The sequence below is a fragment of the Novosphingobium sp. Sphag1I genome (assembly GCF_056279125.1).
This window is the reverse complement of the sequence record NZ_JBWBQS010000003.1, coordinates 283,777-297,770: the sequence shown is the minus strand read 5'-3', so window position 1 is coordinate 297,770 and position 13,994 is coordinate 283,777. Positions and strand designations below refer to the sequence as shown.

Genomic DNA, 13,994 nt, shown 5'->3' with positions numbered 1-13,994 from the left:
GTCAGGCAGGCGAAAGAACGCCGCGCAACAAAACCTGCGCCTCTCCCCTTGCGGTGATACTGGACGTGCTTCAAGATTTCGTCAAGCCGGGTGGCTGTGAAGGTTGCATCATGTGCAAGCCGGTGGCATGGCGCCGCCAGGAGAAGGAAGCCCCATGGATCTATCGGAAGACATCGTCAGCACCGCGCGCCCCGGCACCTATTCGCGCGGGACCGAGACGGTGGATGCGATCCTGAAGGCGGCTCTTTCGGTGTTGATCGATGAGGGTGCGGCGGCTTTCACGATTCGGCGCATTGCCGCGGCCTGCGGGATGAAGGTGGGCAACGTCTCCTATCATTTTCCGCGCAAGGAAATGCTGGTTCAGGTGTTGCTGGATGAATTGCTGGCCAATTATGAAAAGGTGTTGGAGGATCGCGTCCGCCAACCCGATCTGACCACGGAAGAGCGGTTGCGTCTGCTGATCGTGATCTGTCTGGAGGACATTGCAGGCAAGCGCACCACGCGCCTGTTTACCGAGCTGTGGGCGCTGGCCAATCACAATGAATTCATCGCCGACCGCGTGCGCGGGTTCTATCAACGGGTGCATGATTTCATTGGCGAATATGTCGCCGTTCTGAACCCGGCCCTGTCCGAGGATGAGGTGCGCACCGTTGCCATCTATATCAGCGCCAGCATGGAAGGTTCGACACCTTTCCTTGGTTTTGAAAAGCCTTGGGCCGACCGGATGGTGGCCTATACGTCAATTGCCGCCCATGCGCTTGTTTCACTTGCCAAAACGATCACTTCGGCAGAGATTGCCGGGATAACAAGCCAGACGGCCTGATCCGTCGGCGCCTTCCAACGCAGGAACCAGCCCGTTGCGATTGTTCGCGGTGGGCAAAGGGGGTTTGCCATGCGTTTGGGACTCATGCTTGGAAATCGGGTTGCGCCACAAGTGGGCTGGCGATGGGCGCGCGGTTGCGCCTTGCCGGTGGCCGCGGTTCTTGGCTGTGTGCAGCCTGCGATTGATCCGGTTTTCCTGACGCTGCTTTCCTCGGCCACGGGATTGGACACGGGGCATCACGGTTGGGTTGTGGGCATGACCCAGACCGCTTCGGCCATCGCGGCGCTATGTGTTTGGTGGCTGGGGCCAAGGCTGCCGATGCGCGCGGTGATCGTGCTGGCGCTGGGGGCGATGATGGCGGCGTTTCTGTCGCCACTTGCCTTGGGCCTGCCGGGCGTTCTGGCGCTGCGCGCGATGTATGGGTTGGGCATGGGGGCGGTTTATGCCCGCGCGATGGGCGGCTTTGCGTCCCGGCGGCCAACGGGTGCCTATGCAATCGTATTGTTGGTGCAATTGATGCTGGCCACATTGCTGTCGCTGGTCCTGCCGGAAATGGCGGGGCGGATGGGCGCGGGGGCGGCTTTGGCCTTTCTGGCGCTGGTGCCTCTGGGCGCGGTTCTGGCCTTGAGCGTGGCGCCCGATGAAGGCGCGGTGAAAGTCAGGTCTATGGCGCAAGGCGACACCACGCCGCGTGCGGGCTGGGCTTTGGCATGGGCCAATTTCTGGTTCATTTGCGCGACGATGATGGTGTGGAGCCTGTCAGGCGCCTTGGCGGTTCAGGCGGGGCACAGCGAAGGGCTGATCGGGCGGGCGGTGGCTATCGGCTCGCTGGTTGGCGCGGCAACGGCGATTGCGGTCATGCGCGAGCGTTTGCGGGTGCCCTTGCCGGTGACGGCCTGTCTGGTGGGGGCGGCTTTGCTGGCGCCGCTGTTCCTGACCCGGCCGGGGGACGCTTTGGGTTTTGTGCTGGCCATGGTCTTGCTCAATATCGGATCGACGGCGATCATCATCCGATGCTCGGGATTGGCCAGTGCGCTGGGACTGGACCCAAGGTTTCGCGTCTTTGTCGCGGCGACCCATAATCTGGGGATGAGCGCAGGGCCGGCGCTGGGGTCGGGCATGTTGTGGGTCTTGCCGGACGGTGGATTGTTGTTGGGCGCAGGGTTTGCGGTGGTGGCCGGTGTTCTGGCCGTGATCGTGGCATGGGTCTGGCCGGGGGCAAAGGAAGCGGGTGGTTTACGCCATTATGCGCATTGGGCAGGGCCTCGCTCTGAATCGGCGCGTTTCGTGTCATTTGCGCGCGATAAGGGGCTTGATTAAATTTTGACGCTCGTCCAACCTTTGCGAGTCTGATGCATCTTCGGGGGGATAGGCGCGGGGCAGAACACATTGCGATGCCCGCCAGTTTCCGCCGCAAACAGATTACTTTCAAGGAGGGTTACGGCCAGATGTCTCGCCAAACTTCGCAAGCTTTCGCCCTTCGCGCGGCCTGTCTGCTGATGGCCGGTGCGGGGCTGGCCATCGGGGCGGCAGGCGTCGCGCCTGCGGCTGTTCCGACCGAGCCGGAAACCGCCACGGTCGCCACGTTGCCCGCGCCCAGCCCGAAATGGTTCTATGTACGCGGCGGGTTTGACAGCGCAGGCACGCAGATCGTGGACAGCACCACCGGCAAGATGGTGGGCATGGTCGATACCAGCCGTTCCTCTGACATGGCCATCGATCCGGCGGGCAAGTTCTATTACGTGTCCGAAACCATCTGGTCCAAGGGCAATCGCGGGACGCGTCAGGATCTGTTGACCATCTATGATGCCAACAGCCTCAAGCTTCAGACCGAAGTGACCTTTCCGGGCCGCCTGATCATTGGCGCGCAGGTCAACAATTTCGCGCTCTCCGAAGATGGCAAGAGCGCCTATATCTTCAACCTGACCCCGGCGGCTTCGGTCAACATCGTCGATCTGGTCAAGCGCAAGTTTTCGCGCAATGTGGAATTGCCGGGCTGTGCCGGGCTGATGCCGATCCCCGAAGGACTGGTGTCGGTCTGCTCGGATGGTTCGCTCGCCTCGCTTAACCTGAGCGGGGGCAAGGCGGAGATCACCCGCAGCGCGCCGTTTTTTCACGCCACCAATGATCCGGTGTTTGACGCCTTCAATTACTCGATCAAGCGCAAGGAAGCTGTGTTCATCAGCTATACCGGCCTGATCTATACCGCGAAAATCGGTCTGAAGCCGGAAATCGCCGCACCCTTTTCCATTCAGGCCGCCGCCGGCCTGCGTCCGGGCGATACCAAGCCGCTTGACGTGAACTGGCTGCCCGGCGGGCGTCAGCTGACCGCGTGGCATCATGCCAGCAACCACCTTTATGTGCTGATGCATATGGGCGAATTCTGGACGCAGAAGGATCCGGGCGAGGAAATCTGGGACGTCGATTTGTCCACGAAGAAGGTGGTCAAGCGTTTCCCGCTGGAAGATCACATCGACAATATCGCTGTGACGCAGGGCGACAAGCCCAAGCTGTTCATCAACACCATGCGCAATGATGGCTATATCCTCGACCTGTCCACCTGGACGCTGGGGCCAAAGATCGGCCAGATCGGCGGCGGCATTATCGGCACGGTGGAGGCGCCCTGATGCAGGCATCGGCCATGCTTCTGTCGGTGGTGATGCTGGGCTTTGCTCTGGGGGTGGGGCTGATCTTCACCTTTGCCGGGTTGAGCCATTGGCGCCATCGCCGCCTGTTGTCGGGCGTGGTGGCCAATTATCGCCTGCTGCCTGATGGACTGGTCAATCCGGTTGCGGCGGTGTTGCCTTGGGCGGAGTTGGCGCTTGGTCTGGGGTTGCTTCTGTCGCCCGTCATGCCGGTTCTGGGCCGGGGTGCAGATTTGGTCGGGGGCGCAGTCCTGCTCCTTTTTGGCTGGGCCATGGCGGTGAACCTGCGGCGCGGGCGCGGGCATATCGATTGCGGTTGCGGTCATGCCGAATTGCGTCAGCCGTTGAACTGGTTGCTGGTGTTTCGCAATATTGCGCTGGCTCTGCCTTTGCTGGTTCTGGCGGTGTCGGGGGCGGAATTGCCCGGCGGCATGGCGCTGATGGCGGTGATCGTTGCGGCGCTGGCGGTTTGGTTGGGCTATCATCTTTTCAATGCACTGGCGGCGCTGCAATCCAGCCCGCTTTCGGCCACTTTGCTTCCCACTCGGAGATAAGAGAATGATCCTTTCGCTGGTCATTTCACAGGTTGTTTCGTGGCTGGTTATCGCCGGTCTGGTGGTGGCGCTGCTGGCGCTGGCGCGCCAGGTGGGGGTCTTGCACATGCGGGTGGCGCCGGCGGGCGCGCTGACCACGGCGGGTGGTCCCGCCGTCGGTTCGGGCAGTCCGGTGATCGAGGCCGATGACATCAATGGCCGCCATGTCCACATCGGCGGCCCGGCCAAGGATAAGCCGCTGCGCCTGTTGATGTTCGTTTCGGCCATGTGCCCGCTGTGCAAGGGGCTGATCCCTGTGGCGAAGAGCTTTGCCAAGGATGAGCGTCTCGATCTGGCCTTTATCGGTGACGATGATGTGGCGGTCCAGCGCAAGCTGATCGCGCAGCAGGGGCTTGAGGCTTATACTTTCGTCAACGGCCCGGATGTGGGTCAGGCTTTCGCCGTGGGCAAGCTGCCCTATGCGGTGTTGATGGATGCCGATGGCGTGGTTCTGTCCAAGGGGCTGGTCAACAGCCGCGAGCATCTCGAAAGCCTGATCATCGCGCATGAAATGGGCGTGAAGAGCGTGCAGGACTACATCGCCTCGCTCAAGGTCGTTGGCTGAGGCCGTTTTTTTTAGATTTTCAGCTTCCTACGGGGGTTTGCCGATGAAACTGTTCAATCCCGATGCCGCCGCCGAAAAGCTGCTGCGCCGTTTTGCCGGCGGCACGTCGCGCCGGGGTATGCTGGCCCGGTTGGGCACGGCGCTGGTCGCGGCGCCTGCTTTCCCGCTCTTGCCCGTCAGCCGCGCCGGTGCCGCCAAGCCCGATCGCAGCCCGGAGGCCAAGACCAATTTCGCCCGAAAAGCGCAAACGGTCGATGACACCAAATGCGATTACTGGCGCTATTGCGCGATCGACGGGGCGCTGTGTTCGTGCTGTGGCGGTGGTATCCACACCTGCCCGCCGGGGGCGGAATCCTCGCCGGTGTCGTGGGTTGGCACCTGTATCAATCCCGAGGACGGCAAGGCCTACATGATCGCCTATCGCGATTGCTGCGGCAAGCCGATGTGCACCCAGTGCATGTGCGACAATCAGGATCGCGAAACGCCGCTCTACGTGCCGCAACTCAACAACAACATCATCTGGTGTTTCGGTACGCAGAGCATGGAATATCACTGCTCGACGGCGGTGATGGTCGGCCCGGCTTGAGGATTGGGCGGGTGAGTATGGTCAAATGGATCGGCGCTGGCTCCTTGCTGGCGCTGCCTGTTTTGGCGGCGACGGTGGCGGCGACGCCGGACACGGCCAGAGGGATCAGCGATCCGGAACTGGCGCGGTCTGATTTTGTTGAACATTGTGGCGGTTGCCATGGGCCGGATGGGCGTTCAGCGCCTGCTGCTCTGCCCGAATTGCGGGGCAGGGTGGGGTGGCTGATGTGTACGCCTGCCTCGCGCGCCTATCTCATCCGCCTGCCCAATATCGCGCATAGCCGGATCACGGATAATGCTGAATTGGCCGACATGCTCAATTACATGATCTTTGTCGTGGGCGAACATAGCGCGCCGGTCGGGACACAGCCCTTTACCGCCGAAGAAGTGACCCGCGAGCGGGCGCATCCGATGGTCTCCGGCTCTCTGACCGCCGCCCGCGCAAAGCATGTGTCCGATGCCATTCGACAGTGTCATGCGCCGGTGTCGTTGCGGTTGAATTATCCGGGGGAGAAGAAGAGCTAGAATTTGCCTCCGGCGGGCAAAGGGCGGGGGCCCTTTGCAATCCCGTTATTGAGTGGCGCATGGTTTGCGTGCGTTGTGCCGATAAAATGAAAGCCTGCGGCGCGGAGAGGCCTAGCCCCAAAGCGCCGCAGGCTTTTAAATTTGAACGCTGCGCAGATCAGATTCCGCCGAACCCATCACGCAACAATGACAGTATCGGGAGCGCGAGGGTCTAGACCCTCGCATCATCCCTTACCCCTTAAAACGCGTGATCGATCAACACAGCCACCTGATAGAACACCGCACCGACGATCGCGGCCGCCGGAATGGTCACCAGCCATGCCACAACCAGACGCTGCGCCACGCCCCAGCGGACCGCGCTGGTGCGCTTGGCGGCGCCGACGCCCATGATGCAGCCGGTGATCGTGTGGGTGGTGGAAACCGGAATACCGAAAGCCGTGGCGCCAAACAGCAGCAGCGAACCGCCCATCGAGGCGCAGAAGCCCTGATGATGCGACAGCTTGGTGATGCGGCTGCCCATGGTTTCGATGATTTTCCACCCGCCCGACAGCGTGCCCAGACCCATGGCGACATAGCAGCCGATCACGACCCAGCCCGGAACGTGGAAGCCACCTTCGAGCATACCCTGTGAATAGAGCAGCACGCTGATGATACCCATGGTCTTTTGCGCGTCATTGGCGCCGTGGCCCAGTGAATAGGCCGCGGCCGACACCAGATGGAGTTTCTTGAAGACGCCTTCCGCGCTCTTGGCGGTGGCCTTCATGAAGATCCACGAGGTGATCATCATCAACGTCATTGCCGCCATCATCCCCAGCAAAGGCGCCAGAGCGATGAAGGAGGTGGTCTTGATGATCCCGGCCCACACGACCGCATTGGTGCCCGCATGCATCACGCCGGAACCCACCAGACCGCCGACCAGCGCGTGGCTGGACGAAGACGGAATACCCTTGATCCAGGTGAACACGTTCCACGCCATCGCGCCCACCAAGGCGCCGAAGATGACATGCGGCGTCACCACATCCTTGTCGATGATGCCTTTGCCTACGGTTTCGGCGACCTTGAGGCCAAAGAACCAATAGGCGGCAAAGTTGAAGAAGGCGGCAAACAGCACCGCCTGCACCGGCGTCAACAGTTTCGTCGACACCACCGTGGCGATGGAATTGGCCGCGTCATGCAGGCCGTTGATAAAGTCGAATGCCAGCGCCAGCGCCACAAGGGCGATGATCAAGGGCATGGCCACGATCACATGGTCCATGATGTATCAGCCTCCTTGGGCCAGTGATCTTAGGCGTGGTCGATCACGAGACCGTCGATCTCGTTGGCGACGTCCTCGAAACGGTCCACCACCTTTTCCAGGTGAATGTAGATTTCGCGCTGGATGAAGAAGGTCAGCGGGGCGCTCTGGCCATGCTGCTTGAAGGTCTTTTTCAGGCCCTTGGCATGGATTTCGTCCGACTGGCCTTCCATCTGCACGATACGCCCGGTCAGCTCATGCAGGCGCGCCGCATTGGCGTGGACATTGCGCAGCAGCGGCATGGCTTCGGCCAGAAGGCGCGAGCAATCGACGATGATGGCGGCCATGTCGCGCATTTCCTGCTCGAACTCGGTCACTTCATACAGGCTGACCGCGCCGGCGGTCTGCTGCATCTGGTCGATCGAATCGTCCATCGAACTGATCAGGCTGGTGATCGCGCTGCGGTCGAAAGGCGTCAGGAACGTCTTGCGTACCGTGGTCAGCACGTCGCGCGTGATATTGTCGGCTTCTTCTTCGCGCTCGACAATCTCGCGGATATGTTGGTTCATGCCGGCGCCGCCCTGAAGCAGGCGGGCCAGAGCGTCGCTGCCAGCGGTCAGCGTGGCAACATGGGCTTCAAACAGCGCGAAGAAGTTGCCCTGCTTGGGGAGCAGCGCCTGAAACCAGTGAAACATTCGAACAGTTTCCCTCATCAGTGCCAGACTGCGGCCCACGATTGGCTTGCCGGACGAATCGGCAAAGTCGGATGGCCGAAACCGGACCATCAGCGCGCGCAGTTCTGGCTCATCAACAAGGCCCGCCGCTTCGGAAAGCGGGAACCATTGCCGTGTCCGCTGCCCTGCTTCGGGCCATTCGTCAAGTTCGGTTGTGACGGCCAACGGAAAAACCCTCACATCCACAAGGAGTGAGGCACCCGACTTTAACTGTTTGCGATACCGGTAATCGCCCAGAGGAACTGGGCAAATCGCGCCTTCCAGCCCTGCTTCCTCAAACGCTTCCTGCGCTGCGGCGGCATGGGCGGACAGACCCTTCATCGCATTGCCTTTGGGCAAAACCCAACGCCCGGTGCCCCGCGAAGTAACCATAAGTACCTCAACAGGTGCGTCGAGCGAATCACCAACGCGTCGATAGGGCAGGCTGGCGATCTGACGAATGGGTACTATCCTTGTCATTAAAATGAAACAATAGCCAATTTGCCATGTCTCATGAGGCTCTGATCCGAACCTTGTTTTAGCCTGCAAACCTTGCCAGACACAAGCGGGCGCTATTGGTGTTCACGCGGGATGGGCAGGAGGGCCGCCTGCAACACCTTCCACTGTGCGCCGCCCTCGACCATCGCGGCGCCTTTTTGCACCGCGCGATAGGCGTCCAGAACCTTGCGCCCCGCCTCGCTCAACCTTGCGCCGGAACGGGCCGCGCCATTGGGCATGGTTTCAACCAAGGGCTGCGCCCAGCATCGGTTCATCGCATCGACCAGCAGCCACGCCCGGCGATAGCTCATATCCATCTTGCGCCCGGCGGCGGAAATCGACCCGGTGGCATCGATGGCCTCCAGCAGGTCGGCCTTGCCCGGACCCATGGCGATTTCATCGCCGCACATCACGCGGACCGAAATTTTCAGGCGCAGGTTGGACTGGTTCATCGTAATACCTCTGCGCCGTCTTGCGTCAGGCCATGATGCGCGACAAGCCCCCTAGAGCGCTTTCCACCAGCCGGCACAGGCCTTTTCCCGCTCCAACCCTTCGCGTGCGCGTTCCAGCGCCGCATCGCGCCCATGGCTTGACAGGCCCAACCCCGCGTCGAGTTGGGCCTGAAGGAGCACCGCCTCACGCCGGGAAAGGTCGAGCAGGCGTGCGATTTTGGGACCGGCCTGCACCGCGCTGGCCGTATCCTGAATATCGCCCAATGCGTCCTGAACCTGTTCCAAGGCTTCCTGATGCGCCCGCGCGACACGGCTTTTATCCAGCGGTTGAAAAAAACTGGCCGAGTAGCGCAGCTTCTTCACGTCCTTGCGCAGATCGTGCAGCGCGCCATCGCTCATGTGTGACAGGTGTTTGCGGGCGCCGCGAATGGCCTTGCGCTGATGTTCGATCATGCTGGCGGCCAAAGGTTCGACCGCCGCCCCGGCCATGGGAGAATTGAGATAGGCGCCCACCTCGAGCCACAGCGCAAAACGCAGCCACAGGCTTTGAAAACGATGCTCGCTCAGCGCTTGTTGCGCCCGCGCGGTTGCCACGGCCTCGGCACGCAGCAGCGCATGGGGCGGTTCGCCCATCCCGCGCGCCAGCACATGGAGGTCACGGGCAGGCGACAGCAACAGCGCCACCTCATGCAATTCCTTGCGCAGGGCCTTGGCCTGATCATCCTGTGCCAAAAGGTCGCGGCCAAACAGGGACAAGGCCGCCCGCATTCGCCGGATTGCCACACGCAGCTGATGGATCGCGGCCGGATCACCGCGCGCGATGACCAGCCCCAGATTGCCCACCGCATGGACCAGAGCGTTCCAGCCTATCGTCTGAAAGGCGCGCCCGGCGCTCATCCCGCGCGTTACGGCGACCGTGGTGGCGGCGACGGCCTGCGGCCCGCTGCCCTTGGCCAAAGCCTGCGCCCGGTGCGCCTTGGTGCTGATCGACCAGCCCAGTTCCGGCCCCAGCGGCATTTCCAGCGCCAGATGCAAAAGATCGGCCAGCCGCCCTTCGCACAATTCCAGTTCCAGTTCGGCAATGGGTTGGGGCGTTGTCCCGCCAGCGCGGATTTCACCTGTGTCAAAGGCCACCTCGATCACGGCCTTGCCGCGATGCAGCAGCCTTGTTTCGCGCTCGACCGCCAATTCGGCATAGGGCATCAGGCCGGAGCCTTTGCGCATCTGCTCCAATGCCTTGGCGGCGGGGGTGGGAAAGGCGGATGGGTCGGGCGTTTCCGCCTTGGCGTCAAGCGGCTGGTTCCATTCGCTGCGCTGCATCTGGCCTTTGCGGCCCAGCGCGATCTTTAACGTCTGTTCGCAACCCTTGGCCCGGCGGCGCACCCGCAAACTGGCTTTGCCCGCGGCCAGCGCACCATCGGCCGTGTCGAAATAGGTGGTGCGCAGGCTGTCACATTTTCCCGCCCCGGCCAACGCTGGGTGGTGCCGCAATTGTTCCAGCATCTTCGCGCTGGCGGCCAATTTGATTTCAATTTCTTCGGGCGCGGGATCGAGCGCTGCATCAGGCTTGGCGGCATCCTTCATGGCGTCAAGGGCACCGGTCTGGTTCATGCGATTTCCCTGGCTTTGGCGCGATCAGGATCATCCCATAGCACCGCCCATGGACCTGATCCAGCCAGCCTTGTTGATGAGGCGCATGTCGCGGCGCGATATGCTATGCAAAAGTCTGGCCATACAGCATAAAGGCGCATCCATGCCCGGTGAACAGGATCAGAGCGCGACGGTCGCCTTTTTACAGGCGCAGGGCGATGGTGTGGAAAGGATCGACACGCATGGCGCGATGATCTTTCTGGCGGGCGATCATGTTTTCAAGCTCAAGCGGGCGGTGGATCTGGGCTATCTCAATTTCGCATCGCTGGCGGCGCGAGAGGATGCTTGCCGCGCCGAATTGACGCTGAACCGGCGGACCGCGCCCGATCTCTATCTTGATGTTCGCTCCATTCGCGCCGGGACGGATGGCGCGCTGAACTGGGATGTTGGCGATGTGGTCGACTGGGTGGTGGTGATGCGCCGCTTTCCCGCAACGGACTTGTTGACCCATGTGGCCGAGCGGGGAGAACTGACCCAAACCTTGCTCCATGCGCTGGCCGATGGGGTAGCGGAGTTTCATGCGCGGGCGGAAATCATGCCTGTTACTGATGGCGCGGGGCGGATGCGCGATGTGATCATGGGCAATGAGCGTTCGTTTGCGGCGGTCCCGACTGGATTGCTCCCCGCCGCCGATGTTGCGCGGTTGCAGGAGGCCACGTTGCACGAGCTGGAAAAGGTCGCCGGCCTGCTCGACCAGCGCGCGCGGCAAGGCAAAGTGCGCCACGGCCATGGCGACCTTCATCTGGCCAATATCTGTTTGTGGCAAGGGCGTCCGGTTGCCTTTGACTGCCTCGAATTCAGCGCGGAACTGGCTACGACGGATCTGCTGTATGATCTGGCCTTTCTGTTGATGGATCTGTGGCAAAAGGGGCATGTCGGGGCGGCCAATCTGATCGCCAACCGCTATGCCGACCGCGTGGGGGAGGAGGATGGCTGGCCTGCCTTGCCGCTGTTCATGTCGGTGCGGGCGGCGATCCGCGCCCATGTCGGCGGGGCGACGGCCGCACGGATGGCGGGGGCGGCGCGCGAGGAAAAGGCCGGGGAGGCGCGGGCCTATCTCGATGCGGCGCTGCAATTCCTGACGCCCGCCGCACCGGCCTTGATTGCGGTGGGGGGATTGTCGGGAACGGGGAAATCGACACTGGCGGGCGCCCTTGCGCCGAAAATGGGCGCGGCGCCGGGCGCGCGTTGGCTGCGTTCGGATGTCATGCGCAAGGTTTTTGCCGGGGTCGCGCCCGAAACGCGCCTTTCCCCCCAATCCTATACGCGCGAGGCCAGCGCGCAGGTCTATGCCGCGATGACGGATCGTGCCCATGTCATGCTGGAAAGGGGATGGCCGGTGGTGGTCGATGCCGTTTTCGCTGCGCCCGACGAAAGGGCCGCCATCGAAGATATGGCGCGCAAGGCGAATGTCCCTTTCCTTGGCCTGTGGCTGGAGGCCGATGGGGCGGTGATGCAGCAAAGGGTCGATGCGCGGCGCGGCGATGCGTCGGACGCGGATGCGGGCGTGGTGGCGCGGCAAATGACCTATGATTGCGGCGACCTGTCGGCTTGGCGCAGAATTGCGGCGAATGGATCGCGCGATGCGGTGGTCGCACAGGCGCTTGCCGCCACACAGCACCTGTTCATCTTGCAAAAGTCATAAGTCTCACCAGATCACGTGACGGCGCTCCTTGCGCTTTATGGAGTGAGAAAGATGAAAAAGTCTGGCCTGTGGCTGTTGGCCCCTCTGGCCTTGATGATGGTTTCAGCGCCTGTTCTGGCCGCCGAACCCAGCGTGCGCGATGTCTATGCCACCGCCCGCGCCGGACAGGTGGACAAGGCCGTCACCATGATGGACGAGGTGTTGAAGGCCCACCCCAACAGCGCCAAGGCCCATTACGTTCAGGCCGAATTGATGGCCAAGCAGGGCCGCATTGCCGACGCCCGCACCCAATTGGCGGCGGCTGAAAAGCTGGCGCCGGGATTGCCGGGTATTCAGCCGCAATCGGTGGCCGCTCTCAAGGCCCAGTTGAACGGCGGGTCGGTGGGAAACGGCGCCGTCACCACGACTGAGGCCCCGCGCCCGGCGCAATCGCGCGGGATTTCGTGGGTTGGCATCGTGCTGATCGGCGCGCTGGTCTTTGGCGTGCTGGCCTTTTTCCGTCGTCGCAGCCGTCAGGCAGAGGCCTATAACGCGTCCATGGGCGGGGGGTATAACCCCAATGTCGGCCCGATGGGCTATGGCCCCCAGGGTGGCCCCGGTTTCGGTGGTCCCGGTTTCGGTGGTCAGGGTTACGGCGGCTATCCTCCGCAGCAGGGCGGCGGCATGGGTTCGTCGATCCTTGGCGGTCTGGCCACGGGCGCGGCGGCCGGTGCGGGTTTTGCCGCGGGTGAGAAAATCATCGACGGCATGTTTGGCGATCACAAGGATGAAACGCGCCGCGCCGTGCGCGATGAAAATACCGGTTGGGGTTCGGGCAACACCAATCAGGACATGGGCGGCAGTGACTTTGGCATTTCCGACGACAGTTCCTGGGATTCCTCGGACGATAATGGCGGGGACTGGTAAGCCCCGCCGAAATCAGGCCGAACGCTGGGCCTCGTTCCAGCGTTCGCGCTTGCGATAAAGCGTCGAGGGGCTGACCCCCAGAATGCGCGCGGCGCCCGGAAGGCTGCCATGCGCGGCCTGAATCGCCCCTTCGATTGCCAGCTTTTCGATTTGATCCAGCGTCAGCCCCGCCAGCGCCTTGTAGAGCATTTCATGATCGGTGGCGGCAAAGGCGGGCGCTTCTGTGCCGGGTTCAACGGCCTGGGGCGTTTGGCCCACAGGCGTCGGCGGCACAGCGGGCAGAGCGCGCAGAGGCAATTCCGGTCCATCGAACAAAAGGGCGGCGCGGCGGATCACATTTTGCAGCTCATGCAGATTGCCCGGCCACGAATAGGCTTCGAGCGCAGCAATGTGGTCCGGGCCAAGCGCATTGAATTTCTTACCTTGTTCACGGGCAAAGCGGCGCAGGAAACTCTGCGCCAGCGCCTCGATATCGCCGCCGCGATTGCGCAGAGGGGGCAATTCGAGGGGGACGACCGCCAAGCGGTAATAGAGATCCTCACGAAATTCGCCGGAGGCCAGTGCCGGCAGCATGGGGCGGCTGCTGGAACAGATCAGGCGGACGTCGACCAGCGTGCGCCCGACCATCCCGCTTTGCAGGAAACGCAGCAGGCGGCTTTGCAGGGCGAGGGGCAGCGCGCCTACTTCATCAAGAAACAAGGTGCCGCGGTCGGCCGCCCGCAGGGCGCAGGGTCCGCTTGACGCAGTAACATCGGCAGCAGGGTCGCCAAAAATGTGCCGCTCGATCTGTTCGGGCGCCATCGCGTGGCAGGACACCGTGACAAAGGGGGCCGATGAACGTGGCGATGCGCGATGGATCGCTTCGGCGCAGGCGTGTTTGCCGGTCCCGTTTTCGCCCATGATAAAGACATTGGCCCGGCTGGAGCCCAGATATTTGATCTGGGAATAGACCTCGCGCATCGCGCTCGACCCGCCGATCAGGCCGTAAAGGCCCGATGCCGGGGAATCATCATGAATGGTTTCGCCATGCGAGGGGGGGGGCTCGATAGCCATGGGTGTATCCTTGTCCGTGTTTTACGCGTGCCACGCGCGCACGCATCAACCATTAAGGATCCTTAATGCAGGTAATTGTCCTAATAAATTGCAAAGCATTTTGGCAA

The 13,994-nt window shown here is 62.3% G+C and carries 14 protein-coding genes; 9 read left to right on the top strand and 5 right to left on the bottom strand.

All coding sequences use genetic code 11. The features are described 5' to 3' along the window. The first annotated feature begins 154 nt into the window (after positions 1-154). The 7 genes from ACZ9HU_RS04945 (at position 155) to ACZ9HU_RS04915 (ending at position 5,736) form a co-directional block, all read left to right on the top strand. The gene (locus tag ACZ9HU_RS04945; protein ID WP_476102968.1) at positions 155-823 is read left to right on the top strand and encodes a TetR/AcrR family transcriptional regulator; all 669 of its coding nucleotides are present in this window, start codon (positions 155-157) and stop codon (positions 821-823) included. Positions 824-892: 69 nt separating this feature from the next. Then, on the top strand, positions 893-2,143 hold the full coding sequence (locus ACZ9HU_RS04940; RefSeq protein ID WP_476102965.1) for an MFS transporter: 1,251 nt from the start codon (positions 893-895) through the stop codon (positions 2,141-2,143). Positions 2,144-2,271: 128 nt separating this feature from the next. Then, positions 2,272-3,450 (top strand): amine dehydrogenase large subunit, encoded by a 1,179-nt coding sequence (locus tag ACZ9HU_RS04935; protein WP_476102963.1) that lies wholly within the window; start codon positions 2,272-2,274, stop codon positions 3,448-3,450. Then, positions 3,450-4,022: a MauE/DoxX family redox-associated membrane protein gene (locus tag ACZ9HU_RS04930; protein WP_476102961.1), complete on the top strand. Its 573-nt coding sequence runs from the start codon at positions 3,450-3,452 to the stop codon at positions 4,020-4,022. Before ACZ9HU_RS04935 ends, ACZ9HU_RS04930 begins: the two co-directional genes overlap by 1 nt. Positions 4,023-4,026: 4 nt before the next feature. Next, a complete protein-coding gene (locus ACZ9HU_RS04925) occupies positions 4,027-4,626 on the top strand; it encodes a thioredoxin domain-containing protein (RefSeq protein ID WP_476102958.1) in 600 nt (199 codons plus the stop codon). 43 nt (positions 4,627-4,669) lie between these two features. Next, complete coding sequence (locus ACZ9HU_RS04920) at positions 4,670-5,212, top strand: methylamine dehydrogenase light chain (RefSeq protein WP_476102956.1); 543 nt, start codon at positions 4,670-4,672, stop codon at positions 5,210-5,212. 17 nt (positions 5,213-5,229) lie between these two features. Beyond that, complete coding sequence (locus ACZ9HU_RS04915; protein WP_476103071.1) at positions 5,230-5,736, top strand: c-type cytochrome; 507 nt, start codon at positions 5,230-5,232, stop codon at positions 5,734-5,736. A 238-nt stretch (positions 5,737-5,974) separates the two neighbouring features. Here ACZ9HU_RS04915 and ACZ9HU_RS04910 read toward each other — a convergent pair whose 3' ends face one another. The 4 genes from ACZ9HU_RS04910 to ACZ9HU_RS04895 form a co-directional block, all read right to left on the bottom strand. Further along, on the bottom strand, positions 5,975-6,991 hold the full coding sequence (locus ACZ9HU_RS04910; protein ID WP_476102954.1) for an inorganic phosphate transporter: 1,017 nt from the start codon (positions 6,989-6,991) through the stop codon (positions 5,975-5,977). Between the two features lie 29 nt (positions 6,992-7,020). Continuing rightward, a complete protein-coding gene (locus ACZ9HU_RS04905; protein WP_476102952.1) occupies positions 7,021-8,163 on the bottom strand; it encodes a DUF47 family protein in 1,143 nt (380 codons plus the stop codon). 92 nt (positions 8,164-8,255) lie between these two features. Then, complete coding sequence (locus ACZ9HU_RS04900; RefSeq protein ID WP_476102950.1) at positions 8,256-8,633, bottom strand: winged helix-turn-helix domain-containing protein; 378 nt, start codon at positions 8,631-8,633, stop codon at positions 8,256-8,258. A gap of 51 nt (positions 8,634-8,684) precedes the next feature. Then, positions 8,685-10,244: a CYTH and CHAD domain-containing protein gene (locus ACZ9HU_RS04895; RefSeq protein WP_476102948.1), complete on the bottom strand. Its 1,560-nt coding sequence runs from the start codon at positions 10,242-10,244 to the stop codon at positions 8,685-8,687. 142 nt (positions 10,245-10,386) lie between these two features. Here ACZ9HU_RS04895 and ACZ9HU_RS04890 point away from each other — a divergent pair, with 142 nt between their 5' ends. After that, positions 10,387-11,928 (top strand): bifunctional aminoglycoside phosphotransferase/ATP-binding protein, encoded by a 1,542-nt coding sequence (locus ACZ9HU_RS04890; protein WP_476102946.1) that lies wholly within the window; start codon positions 10,387-10,389, stop codon positions 11,926-11,928. Between the two features lie 51 nt (positions 11,929-11,979). After that, entirely contained in the window at positions 11,980-12,834 is an 855-nt protein-coding gene (locus tag ACZ9HU_RS04885; RefSeq protein WP_476102943.1) for a tetratricopeptide repeat protein, read from the top strand. Positions 12,835-12,846: 12 nt separating this feature from the next. Here ACZ9HU_RS04885 and ACZ9HU_RS04880 read toward each other — a convergent pair whose 3' ends face one another. Next, positions 12,847-13,887 (bottom strand): sigma 54-interacting transcriptional regulator, encoded by a 1,041-nt coding sequence (locus tag ACZ9HU_RS04880; RefSeq protein WP_476102941.1) that lies wholly within the window; start codon positions 13,885-13,887, stop codon positions 12,847-12,849. Positions 13,888-13,994 lie beyond the last annotated feature (107 nt).

What these genes read in the sequence shown, in the direction of transcription:
- ACZ9HU_RS04945 (WP_476102968.1), top strand. Translation starts at nt 155, where the DNA reads ATGGATCTATCGGAAGACATCGTCAGCACCGCGCGCCCCGGCACCTAT.
- ACZ9HU_RS04940 (WP_476102965.1), top strand. Translation starts at nt 893, where the DNA reads ATGCGTTTGGGACTCATGCTTGGAAATCGGGTTGCGCCACAAGTGGGC.
- ACZ9HU_RS04935 (WP_476102963.1), top strand. Translation starts at nt 2,272, where the DNA reads ATGTCTCGCCAAACTTCGCAAGCTTTCGCCCTTCGCGCGGCCTGTCTG.
- ACZ9HU_RS04930 (WP_476102961.1), top strand. Translation starts at nt 3,450, where the DNA reads ATGCAGGCATCGGCCATGCTTCTGTCGGTGGTGATGCTGGGCTTTGCT.
- ACZ9HU_RS04925 (WP_476102958.1), top strand. Translation starts at nt 4,027, where the DNA reads ATGATCCTTTCGCTGGTCATTTCACAGGTTGTTTCGTGGCTGGTTATC.
- ACZ9HU_RS04920 (WP_476102956.1), top strand. Translation starts at nt 4,670, where the DNA reads ATGAAACTGTTCAATCCCGATGCCGCCGCCGAAAAGCTGCTGCGCCGT.
- ACZ9HU_RS04915 (WP_476103071.1), top strand. Translation starts at nt 5,230, where the DNA reads ATGGTCAAATGGATCGGCGCTGGCTCCTTGCTGGCGCTGCCTGTTTTG.
- ACZ9HU_RS04910 (WP_476102954.1), bottom strand. Translation starts at nt 6,991, where the DNA reads ATGGACCATGTGATCGTGGCCATGCCCTTGATCATCGCCCTTGTGGCG.
- ACZ9HU_RS04905 (WP_476102952.1), bottom strand. Translation starts at nt 8,163, where the DNA reads ATGACAAGGATAGTACCCATTCGTCAGATCGCCAGCCTGCCCTATCGA.
- ACZ9HU_RS04900 (WP_476102950.1), bottom strand. Translation starts at nt 8,633, where the DNA reads ATGAACCAGTCCAACCTGCGCCTGAAAATTTCGGTCCGCGTGATGTGC.
- ACZ9HU_RS04895 (WP_476102948.1), bottom strand. Translation starts at nt 10,244, where the DNA reads ATGAACCAGACCGGTGCCCTTGACGCCATGAAGGATGCCGCCAAGCCT.
- ACZ9HU_RS04890 (WP_476102946.1), top strand. Translation starts at nt 10,387, where the DNA reads ATGCCCGGTGAACAGGATCAGAGCGCGACGGTCGCCTTTTTACAGGCG.
- ACZ9HU_RS04885 (WP_476102943.1), top strand. Translation starts at nt 11,980, where the DNA reads ATGAAAAAGTCTGGCCTGTGGCTGTTGGCCCCTCTGGCCTTGATGATG.
- ACZ9HU_RS04880 (WP_476102941.1), bottom strand. Translation starts at nt 13,887, where the DNA reads ATGGCTATCGAGCCCCCCCCCTCGCATGGCGAAACCATTCATGATGAT.